Origin of the sequence: Nostoc sp., assembly GCF_036917775.1 — a bacterium.
GTDB lineage: Bacteria > Cyanobacteriota > Cyanobacteriia > Cyanobacteriales > Nostocaceae > Nostoc.
The window spans coordinates 150028-168090 of sequence record NZ_JBALEQ010000075.1 but is presented as its reverse complement, the minus strand read 5'-3'; the positions used below and the strand labels follow the sequence as shown (position 1 = coordinate 168090).

Genomic DNA, 18063 nt, shown 5'->3' with positions numbered 1-18063 from the left:
GTCTAGTCCTCCTATTCTCATCATCGTCTCTAATCCTGTTGAGAATTAGCTTTTAGCTTTTGTTAAGAAAGATGTGACTAATGGATAGCTTTTTTTAAGGGGGGTTAGGGGGGATCAATAAGTGCCTAAAGTCACAGCGAAACACTTTTCAAACAACTTCTAAGGTCATCATATATATAAACCTCGTGTATTTTGAAACCTTGAGTTTTTAAAGAGGCAAACATTTGGGTAGAAGAAAGTAAAGTTTAGTGTCAATGAAAATGCACCTCTCACATAAGATGATAACCTATTAATTGAAGCTTTATGGCTTCCCAGGCAGAAAATTTAACGCCATTAATTGTTGGACATATTTGGCAGAATTACTATTGACTCCAAAGAGCATTAATAAGAGCCTGAGATGATTTATTGGTCTAACGTGTGCAGTTCCCAAGGCTAGAGATATTTTTGAAAAACGTTAGACAATTATTAAAGTATTACCAGTAAGCCCATCAACTGGATCAATCTTCATACAAAACTGGTGCCGCCTCATAGCGACAACACAAAATCGGCCAATGATGCAAATTTTCGGTTAATCATTAGTGCATTACAACAGCACTAAATGCAACTTGAAAATTTAAAACCTTTATAAAACTTTGATTTCAAAGGAGCCAAGTTTATGGCAATTATCAAGGGTACAGATAACAAAAATTACCTTGATTTTCTTTATGGTGGGAATGAGAATGATACCATCATAGGATTTGCGGGAGACGACAACCTTTATGGAGACTTAGGTAATGACTATCTTTATGGTGATGAGGATAATGACAAACTCTATGGAGGCTTAGGTGATGACTATCTTTATGGAGGCTTAGGTAATGACTATTTAAACGGAGAAGAGGGTAATAATAATCTATATGGAGAAGCAGGTAATGATTCCTTCTATGCCGCCAACTCCTCTGGGAACAACCTTTTAGATGGTGGGGCGGGAAATGATGAACTTTACGTTTATAGCTCGACTGGAAATAACACCCTCAAGGGTGGAAGTGGAAACGATACCTTAGATGTTTCCTTCTCTTATGGAAAAAATATCTTAGATGGTGGTTCTGAGGATGATCGTCTTTCTGCTCGTTACGCCATAGGAAACAATACCCTTCGGGGTGGAACCGGAAATGATTATATTGCAGCTGATTTGTCTGCTGGTAATAATGTTCTCGATGGAGGTGATGGAAATGACACCCTTGACATTAATTATCAATGGAAAGGCAAAAATACAGTTTCAGGTGGAAACGGAGCAGACACTTTTTATGCCTATGGAGTTCAGGGCGCTAACACTCTCAATGGTGATAGTGATGACGACTATTTCTATATTAGTAGTCCAGAAACTGTTCTCTATTCCTTGGTAACTCAAACAGTTGATGGAGGAACAGGTAATGATTACTTATACATTGACTATAGTAATGCGATCGCAGGCATCACCTCAACATACGACCCTACAACTAACCAAGGTTCCATTACTGCTGACACAAATCAAGTCCGCTACAAGAATATCGAACGATTAGAGGTCAAAGGTACAGCCTATAACGACAATATTGTAGGCAGTAATGGCGACGATACACTTAACGGCGGTAATGGTGGCGATGACACCCTCAAAGGTGGTGCAGGTAATGACATCTTACGTATTAGCGACAATTCACGTAATACTAATACTGTCTATGGTGGTACAGGTAACGACTTTTTATATGCAGAAGCTACAGGTGGAACGAGCCTACTAGATGGTGGCGATGGCAATGATTATTTATCCATTGCCAATAGCTACTCTGGCTACTTTGGTAGGAGTAATACCCTGAATGGTGGTACAGGTAATGACACCTTAAATGCTAAAGCTACTTATGGTGGTAACTTCTTGAATGGTGGTGCAGGTAATGATCTCATTTACGCAGACTATTCGTCTGGTACGAATATATTAGATGGTGGCGATGGAGATGATTATCTATCTGCTACTGGTGCTGTCTTTCACTTCGATAACACGTTTTTTACTTTGAAGGGCGGTATAGGTAATGACACCTTAAATGCTAACGGTTCATTTAGTACTAATATACTAGATGGTGGTACAGGTAGCGATCGCTTGACTGTTGAAAATTCATATAAGAATAACTTGCTAAATGGTGGTGATGGTAATGATTATCTATCTGCCTTTGGTGCTGACGGTAGTAGTACTCTCAACGGTGGCAACGATAATGATACTCTAATTGGCGGTGATGGGAGTGATGTATTGACTGGTGGTGGTGGTAGTGATTTCCTGACTGGTGGTGCAAATCAAGATACCTTTGTTTTCAATAGTTACAATGAAGGGCTTGATATTATTTACGACTTTGGTACTATTGACCACATTCAAATATCTGCTGTGGGTTTCGGTGGCAGTTTATCACCAAGTTCAATCCTTCCTAGTCAATTTACCCTCGGCACAACTGCAACAACAACAGATCAGCGATTGATTTTTGACAGTAGCTCAGGGGCGCTTTACTTCGACCAAGATGGTAGCAATAGTGGATTTGCTCAGAAAAAATTCGCACAATTAAACGGCGTATCTTCACTAAGCGTCAGCAACTTTGTAGTTGTTTAATCCATTTTGGTTTTCCTGACATCAACGCAACCCAAGCTTTTCGTGAATTAACTGTTTCTCCCTAGTAGTGTGCCAAGGCAACAATGTTTGGTAGTACATCCATTTTTTTGATGGTTTCAAAGGGAGAAACAGATCAAGCGATCGCCTCGACTATTCGAGTCCATATTTCGACCGTCGAGCGGACACCAGAACAATTTGTCATCGGTGTTAAAGTAGAAACAACAGAATAAGGTGCTTGGTATGAAAATCTGACTTTTTTTGTAACTGGTAAAAAGGTTTAGAGCAAACTCTAATTTTCTATTGTATTGAGCCAATTCATTAAATCAGCCTCACTAGCAAAATCTAGTAATACTTCACCCAAGTTTTCTAACTGAGCTAGGGACAACTCTTGCAAGCGAGATTGTAACTGAGAATTAATTGAACCAAGCCGACGAGTTAATAGACGTATCACTAGCCTTAGTTCTGATTGTCTTCCTTGTTCGATACCTTGTTCAAGACCTTGTTCGATACCTTGTTCGATACCTTGTTCGATACCTTGTTCAAGACCTTGTTCAAGACCTCGTTGTCTACCTTCTTGGAGCCCTTCTTGGAGAATTTCTTGATAAATGGTAGATTCTCTCATATCTTCTTTCCTCAAAAACTGACGAATGAGTTCTGGCTCGAATACCAACCCTGCTAGAAGTTGGGTACATACCGAGATACTCTGTTTGGTGGCTTCTTCTTCAATCATACTCACCTGAACTGCTACCTGTTGCAGTAAGCTTTGAGGAGAATCTGTTCGCGCCAAAGTTGCCAGAGGTAATAAACCAGGAGATAACAGTAAAGGTTCTGGGTCTTGTTCCCAGATTCGGATGACGCGGTAACGGTGGCTAGTATTGCGGGCGGTAAATTGATCTACAAATACAGCTTCTGAATTTGTCGGTTTAAGAAAAATCACTACCTGCTCGATATCACAATTGTATTGTCGATATAGCCGCACCCAATAATCCAACATCCGCAGTGGCAAGGGTGGAGTCGATGCTGGTAAGGTTTGAAACTCTAAATGCAGTATTTGATTGGCAGTTTGCAAAAAGGTTACTGAATCAGCACGAATTGGTTCTTGATTTAATTCTGTTTTGAGAATCTGGATATCTCTTGTCTCAGATGCAAGTAAGTAGCGGATAAAATCTTCTGGATACTGCTCAACCAGATATTTCAGGGTGTTATCGTATGTCACTGTGATATCAGTTTGGACATAAACTCATGTAGAGACGTGATATCGCTACATGGTTTGTTCATAAAAATTTAAGTTTAGGTGTTGTTTATTGTTAGCGCTACTCTACGAAAAAGGCTGTTCGCTCATAGCGCTAACATTTAAATTTGGTGTCTTTTCAAAATTACATTGTCAAAGATTGAGGATTTGTCTCAATCAATTTTGCTAAATCTTGCAAGAACGCCGCAGCATGGGCACCGTAAATAATGCGGTGGTCAGAAGTAATATTCACCTGCATTTGTTGCCGCACGGCAAATAAACCGTCGGGTGTTGCTACTACTTGCGGACGGGATGCCCCGATCGCTAAAATTGAACCTTGTCCAGGCGGCAAAATCGCATCAAACTTATCTACGCCAAACATCCCCAAATTAGACAGGGTAAAAGTACCACTGTTATATTCTTGGGGCTGTAATTGTTTTGCTCTGGCACGTTCTACCAAAGACTTCCAAGTACGCGATAGAGAATAAATATCCACTGCGTCTGCATTTTGCAACACAGGTGTAATTAATCCGCCATCATCCATCGCTACGGCTACGGAAATGTTGATATCAGAATGATAAACAATACCCTGGTCTGAATAGCTAGCATTTAACAATGGGTGTTTTTGCAATGTCACTGCTACAGCTTTCGCCAGTAGCGCTGTCATTGTCACGCCTTTGGATTTAATTTGTTTATAAAGTTTGTCTAATCCGTCAGTGGTAATTGTATAACCGACACGGAAGACGGGCACGGATATGGTGGCTACCATGTTCCGCACGACAGCATTTTGAAAGGTAGTTAAAGGTACGATTTGACCAGGAACAGCCGCTACCACTGGTGTGGGCGCTGGTGTCCGAGGTGCTGGGGATGCAACTGGAGCGCTGGTTGGTACAGGCGCTGGTGGGGCAACTGGGGCAGTAGCAGGTTGTTTGCCCTTATTGGACAATGCTTCTACATCTTCAGCGACAATACGACCGTGGGGGCCACTGCCTTGGAGTGTAGTTAAATCAACTTTGAGTTCTTTGGCTAATTTGCGGGCACGGGGTGAAACTACAAGTCTGCCTTCTTTGTGATTAGAGCCGTTTTGAGACGCTAAGGCAGGTGTTGCAACTGAGGCTGTGGCGGGAATTGGCTCAGGGGCAGAGGTAGTAGTAGCAGCCACACCAGAGGAATTGGCAAGAGATTTCGCCTGTTCAATTTCAGCTTCAGTTTCGGCTATGAAGGCGATCGCAGATCCTACCGGGGCAGTTTCACCAGCTTCAACGATGATATGTGCCAGAAAGCCTTCATAAAAGGTTTCTACATCCATATCTGCCTTATCTGACTCTACAACCACCACTGTTTCGCCTTTTTCCACTTTGTCCCCTGGCGATTTCACCCAGGAGACGATTTTGCCTTCCGTCATGGTGGAACTCAGCGCCGGCATAAATACTTCATGAATGCTCATAGGGTGGTTTGGAAATCAATGGTTTATGGACTTTAACAGCTTTCATCAGATCGAATTGTATCTTGGCGGGAGAGTTTTGGGCTGGAGATTTTATATTTTAGATTGGGAATTGGGAATTGGAAGACTACTCCCACCTTTTTGTACAGACGCGATTAATCGCGTCTCTTAACCCCAGGAACCTAAATATGAATTGGATGTCTATAATACAGAGCAATCCTTAAGGGTTAGCCAATATCTCGCTCTCGTTTTAATCGTTGACTTGCAAAAACCACCATGAGTTTCTACAGATTAAATGGGATTGCTATTTATACTTCCTCATACCGGATGCTTAAGATACAAGAGCTGCTCACAGGTAGAGGATATGGGATGCAGTTCAATCTAGAATTCAAAATTGGTAATAAACCTATTTGAAATTCCTGTTTACTTTTATGTCGGCAAAGCTAAAATTCTTTTTGATTCTGATACTAGGTATCTTTGCCACTACTGGAGCTGGAGTATATATTACCCAGCGCCAGCAATCTGCACCGATTGTTGAGACTAGTTATGGTCAAACCAAGGAGGTGAGGGCAATACATCAATCTCAAGAGGTTGTGGCATACTCAGAGCGTTTCGATTATAAAACTATACCTTTAGGAAATATCAACTCATCTCTCCAAGGAAGCGATCCTGCTACCCTCGCTCTGAATGCCTTTGACAACATAGCACCAGTGGGAGGAACGCGAAAGGTAGAGGTAGCTTATCCACAACGAAATCAGGCTTTAGTAACGATTACCCAATTCAAGCGGGGTGATGATGCAGTTAGTGCAGTTAAATATCGAGTTGAGATGTCAGCCTTCGGGCGATCGCTATTTATTAGTTCTCCTCCAGTCTGGCAAATTGTTTGGGCTGGCTCCCAGGTAGAATGTTCGGCTGGGAGCCTCTCCCGCACTAAGTTAAATCACATTTGTCATTAGTCATTGGTCATTGGTCATTAGTCATTGGTCATTGGCCATTAGTTATTGCTCACAAAACAAATGACAAAGGACAAAGGACAAAGGACAACGGACAAATGACAAATGACAAATTTAAATGTCACCACGAATTTCTTCTACAACGCCATCGCGCAGAACGATTTCGACTTGCATTTTGCTAATCAGGTTATCTCCTATCTCTACCCGGAAAAAGCCTTCCATTTGGAATTGGTTGACTTCCTGATCTTGCTGGAGAAACTGCACTTGCTGGAGATTTTGCAGCAACTGATTTTTTTGTTCTAGAAATTCACTTTTCTTTTGATTGACTTGGAGTTGGATATTGTCAATCTGTTGGAGGGTCTGGGGCCCGGGTGGTTGCAGACTCTGCTTTTGAATTGCTGCGATCGCTCTTTGTCCTTCTACGTCTAGCTGTTGCAGTTGCTGATCGAGTTGATTGATCTGGGTTTGCAGCTGCTGTTGTACTTCCTCTTTCCAAAGGGGAGTCACAATAACTTTGACGTTGACGACGCGTTTCAGAAGCAAATTAGATTTGGAGACATCCATAAATATTTCACGTTCACTCTTTACAGTTGGGAGGTGGAATTATCAGGCAAACATGCCGTCAATAATATCGCGATAACGTTCCGTGACGATATGTCGCCGAACTTTTAGTGTTTGTGTCATCAAACCATTTTCGATAGAAAACGGTTCTAGAATGAGTTTGAATGTCCCAATGCGGTCATCCGGTCGATAGCCTGGACGATTTTGCACTTCTCGATTCAATTCTTGCCGAAATAAATCCTGGATCATTCTACTCTCCAAGTCAATTTTTTGACTAGGTGAAGAAGTGGCCGGATCGTTCTGCGCCCATTTTTCTAGGGCTTCGACATTGGGGACAATCAAGGCTCCCAGACTGCGCTGATCTTGGCCGACGAGCATAATTTGATCGATGTAGGGCGATCGCAAACACGCGTCTTCGATCGGCTGCGGCTCGATGTTTTCCCCGTTAGTCAATACAATCGTATCCTTTGCTCTGCCAGTCAGCACTAAATCGTCTTGTGGTGTCAACCAGCCCAAATCGCCGCTATCAAACCAACCTTCAGCATCAATTGCTTTCGCTGTGGCTTCCGGATTTTGGTAATAGCCTTGCATAATCTGCGGCCCCCTCAACAATACTAAGCCTCGCTTCTCTATTGGCAAAGGCGCTTTTGTCTCAGGATCTACGATTTTAGCTTCTGTAGCGGGGAGTGGTAGCCCTGATGCACCAATCAAATTTCGCCAAGGACGGCGCACATGGGTAACAGGAGAAGTTTCTGTCAAGCCATAGCCTTGCAAAATCTGCACATCGATAATTTCAAAGAAGTTATCGATGTGTCTGGGAAGCGCACCGCCGCCGCTAATCATCTGCTTGACGTGTCCACCTGTGGCTTCTCGCACCTTGGCATAAACTAGTCGTTCTCCCAAGGCGTGGAGGGGTAATAAAGCCAATGCTTGGATCTTAGCTGCTAATCGCTCGATGGGTGAAGCATGAAGATTATTTAAATCCAATCCCTGAGCAACTCGCCGCGCTTTAATATATTTGTCGCTAATGCCCAACAAAAAGTTAATTAGGCGTTGTTTTTTGGCTGGTTGTTCGCGGAACTGCTTTTGCACTCCTTCATAAATCGATTCCCACAGGCGGGGTACACCCACCATATAATTAGGTTTAAATTGTCTCAAATCTCCTTTCACAGAACGCAAGTTGGTATAAACTTGCGTGCAACCTTGAGATAGTAGGTAATATTCAACAGTCCGCTCGTAGCTATGCCACGAAGGTAGAATACTGAGAACAATGTCGCCCGCATTTGGTTGTAATACTGTGCCAAAGGTGATCACTTGGTGCATCAAATTTTTATAAGACAGCATTACACCCTTCGGTTTACCTGTAGTACCAGAGGTATAAATTAGGGTTGCCAAAGCATCACGATTTTGTTTAACTGGCACAAAATTATGATTTTTCCCAATTTCGATCAGCTGTGTAAAATTCAGCACCTTTAGAGGTTCGCCCGTTGGTGGTACTTCATCTGAAACTAAGATCGCAAACTGAATTGGTAAATCGTTGAGACGGTCTTGTAGTTTTTTAAGTGTCTTTAAATCCTCAACTACTATTGCTGTACTGCCGCTATTAGCGATGATAAACAGCAATTCTTCTTTTTCCGCTTGGGAACTACGTACCGCATCAACTGCACCAGCAGCCATTATGCCTTGATCGGCAATAAACCACCGGGGACTGTTGTCAGAAATTAAGGAAATGCGATCGCCTAGCTTCACTCCCAACGCCTGTAACCCAGCAGCAAATAATTGTATTTGCTCCGCTAACTGTGTATAAGTAATCACAATTTCTGGTTTGGCGTGAGGACTGCGGAGGGCAACAACATCACCAAATCGTTGAGATGCCAAAGGCCAAACTTCTGGTAGTGATTCCACTTTTGTGTAATCTACCAACTGCTTTAATGCCTCACGTTCTTGCTCACTGATGTTAGATAAAAAAGAAGACGCGGTTTGGGTTTTTGACATAACACCTTACCTAAAATATTGTAAATTAATTGTTTTTCCAGTTTATTTTGTTATCCCGCTACAATAACCGTCCTTATTATCCACATTCCTTGCTGTGTATAATAATTCCAGGAATTCCACGTTTATATTTACAAAAATTTATGTTAAAGTGAGTTTACATAGAGTGCAAGCAATAGATGGGCTGAACATTAATCCTACACATAATATTATGCTTGCACTTCAAAACAGCGATGTCTACGACGGGCTACGCCTACGCCTATTTTTCACAGGAGATGATTACCTATGAATTTTATAGACGCTATACTGCTAACGCTGCTCAATATTACTATTTGCATAGCGTTTCCTAAGCTTGTAGCAATCTTTCTGGCTGATAAAACCAAACCTAATGGAATGTCGCGGAACGGTTCAAAATTGCAAACAGCCAAAATTGGACTTACGAGTTTTCCTTATTGTACAGTGTACTCACTAACAGGTAGTCAATACTGCAAATTCAGTCCTGATTTTTGTTCTAAGTGTTCTCCAAATTGATCGATTGTTTGCCAAATTGGAGAAATTTATTTTTTCCAGCAGCTATATTTTTGCATTCCAAATAATAGTTTATGCGTCTACTTATTCAAGCGATTACGCTAAAGCTGATTCGACTATGATTGCTGAAACTCTTATGCTGTAAGTATTTATCATTTTCACACAAGCTTATTGAACAGTACGTACATACTTTCACAGTGCGATCGCGCCGTTCAGTAGTAGAATATGTTTCGATTGTAATAATTGAAACTCTGCAACCCCCAGATCCCCGACTTCTTTAAGAAGTTGGGGATCTTTGTTTCTCAGAAATGATTCAGGATGGCTAAAAAGATTGTAAAAACCCGATATAATCGCATCTTTTGCCTTAACCGAAGAATATTACTAAGCCCTCTAAGACTCGAAAGGCAAGGCTAAAGACTACTTGCAACTCTTAGGCTTCCGCTACACCTTTGTTTCCTTGCCAGAGTTTAACTCAGTATAATTACTAATTGAAGTTAGAGTACATATATAACTAATATAACCATTAATATATTAATTGTTAAATCTATTACATGAGAGTCAAACAGCTTTAACGCCCAAACAGTCGAAAGTTGGTCAGTTTATTAAGAAACTTCACAAACTTCTAGAATTGACCAAAGAAAAGTTTGCAGCAAGCATTGTTCGTAATGAGCGATGAATTGCTCATAGCAAGACTACAAACCTAATATATGCAGCTGGCTATTTAGAGGATGTTTTAAAAGTCCCCTTATCGGTATCAAAAGTTCAGATCCCCCTAAATCCCCCGATAAATTGGGGGACTTTAATTCCGGTTTGCCCCTTTTTTAAGGAGGGTTAGGGGGGATCTAGAAGTACTTAAAATCGCAGCCAAACACTTTTAAAACAACCTCTTACATTAAAAGAAGATTATGTCCAAAAATTTTTGCAACATATCTTGATTATTTACACATTCAACTATTAATTGAAAATAACAGGTTTTACCATGATTCGGAAACAGATAACAGAGTTTTCTCTAGAAGACGGCACAAAGTTTTTAGCTGAGGTTGATGAGCCAGAAAATAGCAATTCTCTTGTACGTGTTGCCAGACCAGATGCTGGTCAAATAGTATTTGAAGCTAAAAAGAAATTTGATGAAGTATTGGATCAAATACAACCTGTAGCTTCAGCAATTATCACCAAACTGAGTCAGCTTAATACACCTGCTGATGAGGTAGAGGTGAAATTTGGTATTAAGTTAAATGCTGTTGCGGGTGCAATTTTCACTTCTGTAGGTGGTGAGGCTAACTACGAAATTACCTTGAAATGGAAGCAAGACAAGGCATAGTAACCTATGGCATCGATTGCAGATAATTATATTCCAGCTTTTAGATCAGCGATCGCTCGGATTTTTCATCCGAGTGGTGCGGTAGTTGGTGTAGGTTTTTTAGTGTCAGGGCGAAGTAAAAATTATATCCTGACATGCGCTCATGTTGTTACCTTGGCTCTATCTTTACCACAGGATATAGTTGAAGCTCCTATTAATGATATTTACTTCGATTTCCCCCTAATTGCATGGGGGCAAAAACTAAAAGCTAAAGTTGTCTTTTGGCAACCTGTTGTCAACAACCTATCAACCTCCGAACCTGAAGATATAGCTGGGTTGCAAATCGAAGGACAGTTACCTCATGAAGCGCAACCTATCAAGCTAATCTCAGCCAGTAACGTTTGGGAGCATCCTTTTCGCATATTTGGTTTTCCTCACGGACACAATGATGGCGTTTGGTCTACGGGGGTGTTGCGAGATGGGCAAGGAAAGGGATGGGTGCAATTAGAAGATAGCAAGGTAACTGGCTACAGGATAGAACCGGGCTTTAGTGGTGCGCCTATATGGGATGAAACCCTTGCAGGAGTAGTTGGTATGGCTGTAGCGGCGGAGAAACAGCGAGAAGATATCAAGACTGCTTTCATGATTCCGGCGGACGTATTGAGCAAAGCATGGGATGAAATAACCTTGCCGATTTCATCAAATGCACAAACTCAGAATAGCCCCAGCCGGGTACAACAACTCAAAATCAAGACTTTGCAACAACGCTTTGAGGTTCTAAGCAGTGACTACGAAGCAGCTTACAACCAGCTTAACTATACACTCGCTGCGAGCGATCGCAATATCATTCAACGCCAAATCAACACCATACTCCAAGAACTCGGTCGAGTAGAAAGCGAACTTAATGCCATTTAAATGCAATGAAAAATTCCTTATATTTACGAAAGAAGTCTCTTGAGCAGTTAATAGCCCGTTTAACCACTGACATTGAAAGTCTCAGCAACCAAATAGGGTGGACGCTAAATAATGTACAGAAAAATCAATTAGAAAGGCAACTTGAGGATAAATTTAAGGAAATAGAAAAAGCTGAATTAGAGTTAAAAAAGCTAAATCAAGAAACTCTAGAGCAAGTTGATCCTGATAAAATACCATTCACTAATCGGGATGCTGCAATTAGTGATATTACAGCAAATAATTCTCCTACTTATCGTCTGATAACGGCTCCTAAAGGTTATGGAAAAACAGCATTTCTCAAACAGATCCAGAAGCGCTTTCAAGAATTACAATGGTGTTGCGCTTATGCTTCCATGTCTGGAGATCAAAATATTGAAGACTTAGAAAAAGAATTAGCAATTTCTCTCAATCTCCAGATTCAAGAAGGAAATGATTTGCCTTGGGGAGAACGCTTAGGTTTATTATTACATAGAAATTGGGCTATGTGGCAATTGCAGGGACAGAAAGGTATTGTATTACTAATCGATCTTGATGGAAATGCCCCACAAAAACAGCGTTTAAGCGAAATTTTTGTTCAGCTTAAAGAATTAGGATGGAGAATTGAAAATTGTTTGAAAGAATTACAATTCTTTAAAGATAATTCCAAGAGTCTTCGAGTTGTAATTGCAGCCCGATGTCTTACCGATCTTCCTCCAGATCGGATTCTTCCTAAACTAATCCTCTCACCTTTTAACTGGGAAGTTATTCAAGATACCGCGACCAAATATCTCAAGCCGATTGAGATGACTTCTGAAAGTCTTGCACTACTAGCAGGACACTTACTTTATCTAACTGGTGGACATCCAGGGGGGATTGCTGAAGCCCTAAAAGTTTATCGAGGTGGTGGTTACACAGTTAATTTATTTTTAAAAAGTTATGGAAGTAAATTATGGGAAAGAACTCTAAAGCATTGTAGAGATCAGATTAAAGAAAGCTTGACTAAAGAAAACAATCATCTCTATGAATCTATTGAGAAACTGAGTATATTTCCCATACTAAATGGAAATTGGATATTAAAGGAAGCTGTTAGAAGATTTCAGCTACCTTTCAGTGATGATAGCTTTAAATTAAACGCAGAACTAACAAAAACATCAATTTTTACTCGTGACAAAACGATTATCAAAGATGGAATGACCCGTCGGCTTCTAGTTATTGGTCTTCTCCGAGAAAGCTCACCTGATAGCTTTCAAAAGCTTTGTAGCGAAGCAGCTCAAATTTGCTGGGAATATGTTCACGAGCTTAAATCTAAGAATGATTCTGCGGTAGCAGGAACTTGGTCAATGCAGTATTTTTTTCAAAGCCTTCAGCAACATGCTGGATTTATCAATTGTGGTGGCGATAGTTTAGCTTATAGACAAGAACTTCGCAGAACTTTCTTTGATGAAACTGTTGAAGAAACTATTGGAATATTCCGTAATACAGATCGAGAGCAAACCCATGAATTTCTATCTACGCTGAAATCTGAAGTTGAGCATGACTGGGAATTTCAATTTCTGGTAAATTACTATCTCCACAATGACGAATATAATGATACACCCTATAGATGTTTAATTCATAAGCTTGATGAAGCTATTCAAAATAATTAACTCAGGAGCCTATTATGTCTGAAATAGATAAATTAGAGTTTGTTGGTCGTGAAGAACATCTGAATCGAATTATTACCCTTGTTCAAAAAGCTAATAAACTTCATGTTGTTTTGGTGGAGGGTAGAGGCGGAATTGGCAAAACTTGGTTGCTTAATGAATTACAAAACCGCCTCAACCAAGTAAACATTGGAACCAGTGAAATTATTGATTGTGATACTCCTGTTTTTAATGATGCAGAAGATTTATGCACTCAAATCGCCAAGCAATTGTATGAGAATACATATCAAGAATGGCTGCTCCGGTTACGACAACTACGAGAAGATGAAAACCACCTCAGTCAAACTGCATACCAAGAAGAACGCAGACAACTTGAAAAGTTTTTAGTCGATGAAATTAACCGAAAATCTAAACAACAGAGATTAGTATTTTTAATTGATACGGTTGAGAAGTTAGGACAAGCAGAGCGAAGAACGGAAGTTTGGGAATATATTGGTAATCTATGCCAGCAACTAGATAACGCCGTATTGATTTTAGCAGGTCGCCCTAGTATTGCTCGTCAAATTTTGGAAAAGTCGTTTACAGAAGCAGAACTAACCTATTTGGAGTTAAATGAATTTACTCATGAGGATGTACAGACATACATTCTTTCCAAAGAGGAGCAACTTCATTTTAGTCTTGGGAAAGACTTAGTTCAAAAGATCATAGTTCTTTCTGGTGGTAGCCCCATTATGATTGAATTTGGAGTAGAGTATGCTTATCGAGAAGTTATTCCAGATTGGTTAGAGACTGAAGATATAAAAACTATTCCATCTAGGTTGGAAAAAACGGGTGGATTTGAAGCTGAGATGGTTCGACATATTACGCAGCTTCGGACATCAATGGATAGGTTAACCCTCTTACTTTCACGTATTTATCCATTAGATAGTTCTGATATTGCTAATCTATTAGAACTATCAATAGAAGATGCTAAAAGATTATTTATTGATGCACAGAGCTACTTTTTTATCAAACCAGTAATCAGTGGTTCTCAAATAGCATTGCATGATATTGTGCGAGACTTGGTTAATAAATATGTATGGGCAGATATTGACCCAGATTTTGAATGGAGAAAACGAGATAGTCGGATTGCAGCCAAATATTTTGAACAAAAAGATTATGATTTAAGCCCACAAAAAAGGAACCTAGAGGTTCAACGTTACTCTGATGATTATCATCAAGTCGCTAACATTGAGTTTCTGATTGAAGAAGTTAAACAGCTACGGGAATTTAATACTATCCGATGGCTAGAGAATGCTTTATATGCCGATTCGATAAAAGGCTTTGAAACTTGGCGGGAAGTGACTGATAGGATACGCCGTCAAGCTAAGAAATTTAGCTTTGTCAAACAACTGGTAGCAATTGCTCAAGGGTTTGAAAAAGACCTAAGCCCCGATCAAAAACTGAAGTTGATTACTTTTGAATCAAGGATTGATCACGCACTTAAAGACAAAAATAAAGCAGAATTTAATGTAAAAAAGCTAGAGGTAATGCTATCCGAACAATCTTCTAATTCTTCTCATAAAGCAGATATTTGCAATGTCTTGGGAATGTTAAATACCAAGTTACATCTTTATGATGAAGCCTTGAAATATCAGCAAGAGTGTTTATCCCTAGTTCAAAGCAATAACCTATCATCTGCTATTCCTGGTGTAGCTAACCAAGTTGGTTATCTTTATCGACAACTCAACAACTTTAAAGAGGCTGAAAAATATTACAAACTAGGTTGGGATGCTGCTATGGAAGTTGACACTCCTGACAAAGGCTTAACTCAAGTTATGGCTAGCATTCAGAATAACTTGGGGTACTTATACGGACTACAAAAAGATTCTGTAAAGGCTGAACAGTGTTTTAAGGCTGCTATTGATATGTGGTTGAGTGTTGAGAGTAAACGCGAAATAGCCGATGCTGAAATTGCCTCTGCTGCTATTTCAGTAAATGAGGGGAACTATGTTAAGGCTAAACACCTACTTGAACGAGCGTTAAGCCGTTGCGACAACGAGGAAAACGATAATCGAATATTGTGTAGGGCATACTTTCAGTTAGGCTTAAATCAATGGTTTAGTGCCGAGTTAGTAAACGAAGCCATTTGGGATGTGACACAGGTAGAGTGGGATCTAAATCTACTCAGTCAAGCTCAAGATGCTTTAGAAAAAAGCCTGAGACTGGCAGAGAAATACGGAATTGAAGAGGAATTACCTGGAATTTTGCACCAAACGGCCAGTGTTTACTGGCATCTTGGGTTTCAAAAGTGCGATCGCTCTTTGCAAGAACAAGCTCTCAAACTCAACGATCGCTCTTACCACACTAGTCTAGAGTACAATGACAGGCGGTATGCCATCGATAGCCTGGTAGGGAAAGCAGAGTTTGATTATTATGTAAAAGCATACCAGCATATTTCAGATTATGCACGAGAACTTAGCGATCGCTTCCAGTCATATCAAAATACCTATCAACTGTACTTTGGTAGGATGTTACGGATAGAAGGTGATGTGGCATTTCAACAGGCGAACTACGATCTTGCCTTTGCAAAATATGCTCAAGGCATACCCCAAATCTTCCAGGATGGAGGTTTTGGCCCCTATTCTATCCAACATGAGTTAAATCTGCTGCAAAAGAAAATCGAACGTTTGCCTATAGAACTTTCTAAAACCCTAATCCAGCAACTCAAACATCAGTGGCAAGATAATAAAGCTCTCAAGGAATGGTGCGATCAACAAATGTTTTTGACTAGAATCCGTGCAACAAAACAGCCATCTTCTCATGCTTAGTAAAAAAATTGATCGACCCAGAATTTTAGTTTCTCTCAATTCTACCTGCGTACCAACTGGACAATGCGATTGTGATGGAGGGGATTGTGCCTGTGACTTATCCCCTTTAGCAGAATTAGGCTCAGATACATCATTATCTCTAGGAATATTTGAGACAGAGTTTGTGATATCTCCCAATTCGCAAATAATGAATCTAGATAATACTTACTCTATCTGTTATGGAACTAATCATAAAGTAGCAGTTCTAAATCAATCTGCATTAGATTTACGAAATATATTTACAAATTCTCATAAATTAGATGATATCACAAAAGAGAATTATCATATTAGCCAAATAGACTTACAGACAGCTATTCAGGAACTATATCAAGCCCGTTTAATTGTTCCTAAAAATAGTTCATTTAACCTAAATGAAATACCAGAAACTTTATCTGCATGGTTACATATCACCGATCGCTGTAACTTAAGATGTGACTACTGCTATCTTCCTCATTTAGCTAGGGATATGTCAATAGAGATAGGCAGAGCAGCTGTTGAATCTACATTTCGCTCTGCTAGCTTACATAATTACCGCCGCGTCAAACTGAAGTATGCCGGAGGAGAAGCATTATTATGCTCTCCTTTAATTAAAGAACTACATTTATATGCTCAATCACTTAGCAAAGAAAGAGGCATTATATTAGATGGAGTTGTTCTCAGTAATGGAACATTGATTACGCCTGAAATTATCGAGATGCTTAAAATATTGAATCTGCGTCTCATGATTTCACTAGATGGATTATCAGATTTCCACAATATCCAACGAAATTATGCAGGTGGAAAGGGATCGTTTCAAGATGTTGAACGAGGTATTAAGATTGCTTTGCAAAATGGGTTGATACCCGATATTTCAATCACCATTAGCGGGCGCAATGCAGAAGGATTACCCGATCTGATTGAATGGATATTAGAGCATAATCTGCCCTTTAGTTTCAACTTTTATCGTGAAAATGAACTGTCAGCTTCTTACGAAGATTTGCAACTAGAAGAATCTAGAATGATTAAGGGAATGTTAGCAGCATTCAAAGTTATTGAATTGAAATTACCTAATCGAAGCTTATTAGGTTCATTAGTTGATCGTGCTAATTTAGCATCTCCTCATAAACGAACTTGTGGAGTTGGGCAAAGCTATCTTGTGTTTGATTATCAAGGACAAATTGCCAAATGTCAGATGCAGCTACATAAAACTATATCCTCTGTTGATGCTCAAGATCCTTTAACTGTTGTGCGACAAGATAAAACAGGTATTCAGAATTTATCTGTTGAAGAAAAAGAAGGCTGTCGTAAATGTGAGTGGAAATACTGGTGTACGGGTGGATGCTCTTTGGCTACGTTTAAGGCTACAGGTCGTTATGATATTCAATCTCCAAATTGCAATATTTATAAAGCTCTATATCCTGAAGCTCTCCGCTTAGAGGGCTTACGCCTTCTCAAATATAGTTAAGTTAGCTAATTTCACTTCTTACCTCTGTGTTCTCTGCATCTCTGTGGTTAAATTAATTACTTTTTAACCGCAGAGGCACAGAGAACGCAGAGAAAAAAGACATTTTACCCACTCAGTGCTGAGTACCTGGGCTTAGAGTAAATTTAAGAAAAGTACTCAGTACTTCCGCACTACGGTAAAAGCCCCGCCCGCGCGGTCTCTCAACTCAGCACTCAGCACTTGGAACTCAGCACTCTTCATGAGTCGAATTGAAATTATAAGAATATATTTAGTTAGCTTATAACCGATAAAAGAAATTAAAATGCTGCTTTGAAGCAATTGTACTAATTTTGCTGCAAACTAAAAATATAGTAAACACCAATTTTGAAATAAGGACGATCGCACATGAGTTTAATAGATGGTATATTACTGACGCTGCTAAACACTGTTGCTTGCCTTGCGCTGCCTAAATTGCTAGTAATTCTGTCTGCAAAAAGCCAAAACACTTCACCATCGCGCTCTACTGCAACATCAAAAGATTCTAATTCTGAAATCCCCAGTTTTTCGTAATATAAGCTGATTGTGTCTAGATATCGCTTTGATG

At 40.0% G+C, this 18063-nt stretch carries 12 protein-coding genes; 8 read left to right on the top strand and 4 right to left on the bottom strand.

Going from position 1 to position 18063, the window contains the following annotated elements; translation table 11 throughout:
* Window positions 1-655 precede the first annotated feature (655 nt).
* On the top strand, window positions 656-2602 hold the full coding sequence (locus tag V7K69_RS14020) for a calcium-binding protein (protein WP_335035236.1): 1947 nt from the start codon (window positions 656-658) through the stop codon (window positions 2600-2602).
* An 83-nt stretch (window positions 2603-2685) separates the two neighbouring features.
* On the top strand, window positions 2686-2832 hold the full coding sequence (locus V7K69_RS14015) for a hypothetical protein (protein WP_335035234.1): 147 nt from the start codon (window positions 2686-2688) through the stop codon (window positions 2830-2832).
* 59 nt (window positions 2833-2891) lie between these two features.
* Here V7K69_RS14015 and V7K69_RS14010 read toward each other — a convergent pair whose 3' ends face one another.
* Together V7K69_RS14010 and V7K69_RS14005 are read right to left on the bottom strand one after the other, a co-directional pair.
* Complete coding sequence (locus V7K69_RS14010; RefSeq protein ID WP_335035232.1) at window positions 2892-3818, bottom strand: DUF4351 domain-containing protein; 927 nt, start codon at window positions 3816-3818, stop codon at window positions 2892-2894.
* Window positions 3819-3978: 160 nt separating this feature from the next.
* On the bottom strand, window positions 3979-5280 hold the full coding sequence (locus V7K69_RS14005) for a dihydrolipoamide acetyltransferase family protein (protein ID WP_335035230.1): 1302 nt from the start codon (window positions 5278-5280) through the stop codon (window positions 3979-3981).
* Window positions 5281-5708: 428 nt separating this feature from the next.
* Between V7K69_RS14005 and V7K69_RS14000 the strand changes: the two genes are divergently transcribed.
* Entirely contained in the window at window positions 5709-6233 is a 525-nt protein-coding gene (locus V7K69_RS14000) for a hypothetical protein (protein WP_335035228.1), read from the top strand.
* 111 nt (window positions 6234-6344) lie between these two features.
* Here V7K69_RS14000 and V7K69_RS13995 read toward each other — a convergent pair whose 3' ends face one another.
* Window positions 6345-6794 carry a YlqD family protein gene (locus tag V7K69_RS13995; protein WP_012412623.1) on the bottom strand — a complete coding sequence of 150 codons (450 nt, stop codon included), beginning with the start codon at window positions 6792-6794 and terminating at the stop codon, window positions 6345-6347.
* A 42-nt stretch (window positions 6795-6836) separates the two neighbouring features.
* Window positions 6837-8786 (bottom strand): AMP-dependent synthetase/ligase, encoded by a 1950-nt coding sequence (locus tag V7K69_RS13990; RefSeq protein ID WP_335035226.1) that lies wholly within the window; start codon window positions 8784-8786, stop codon window positions 6837-6839.
* Window positions 8787-10290: 1504 nt separating this feature from the next.
* Here V7K69_RS13990 and V7K69_RS13985 point away from each other — a divergent pair.
* The 5 genes from V7K69_RS13985 to V7K69_RS13965 are packed head-to-tail and all read left to right on the top strand — an operon-like array spanning window position 10291 to window position 17480.
* On the top strand, window positions 10291-10632 hold the full coding sequence (locus V7K69_RS13985) for a CU044_2847 family protein (RefSeq protein WP_335035224.1): 342 nt from the start codon (window positions 10291-10293) through the stop codon (window positions 10630-10632).
* A 6-nt stretch (window positions 10633-10638) separates the two neighbouring features.
* Window positions 10639-11526, top strand: coding sequence for a trypsin-like peptidase domain-containing protein (locus V7K69_RS13980; protein ID WP_335035222.1), 888 nt, complete (start codon window positions 10639-10641; stop codon window positions 11524-11526).
* Between the two features lie 5 nt (window positions 11527-11531).
* Entirely contained in the window at window positions 11532-13190 is a 1659-nt protein-coding gene (locus V7K69_RS13975; protein WP_335035220.1) for a hypothetical protein, read from the top strand.
* Window positions 13191-13204: 14 nt separating this feature from the next.
* Window positions 13205-15997, top strand: a complete 2793-nt coding sequence (locus V7K69_RS13970; protein WP_335035218.1) for a tetratricopeptide repeat protein — start codon at window positions 13205-13207, stop codon at window positions 15995-15997.
* Complete coding sequence (locus V7K69_RS13965; RefSeq protein WP_335035216.1) at window positions 15990-17480, top strand: radical SAM/SPASM domain-containing protein; 1491 nt, start codon at window positions 15990-15992, stop codon at window positions 17478-17480. The genes V7K69_RS13970 and V7K69_RS13965 overlap by 8 nt, the downstream gene beginning before the upstream one ends.
* Window positions 17481-18063 lie beyond the last annotated feature (583 nt).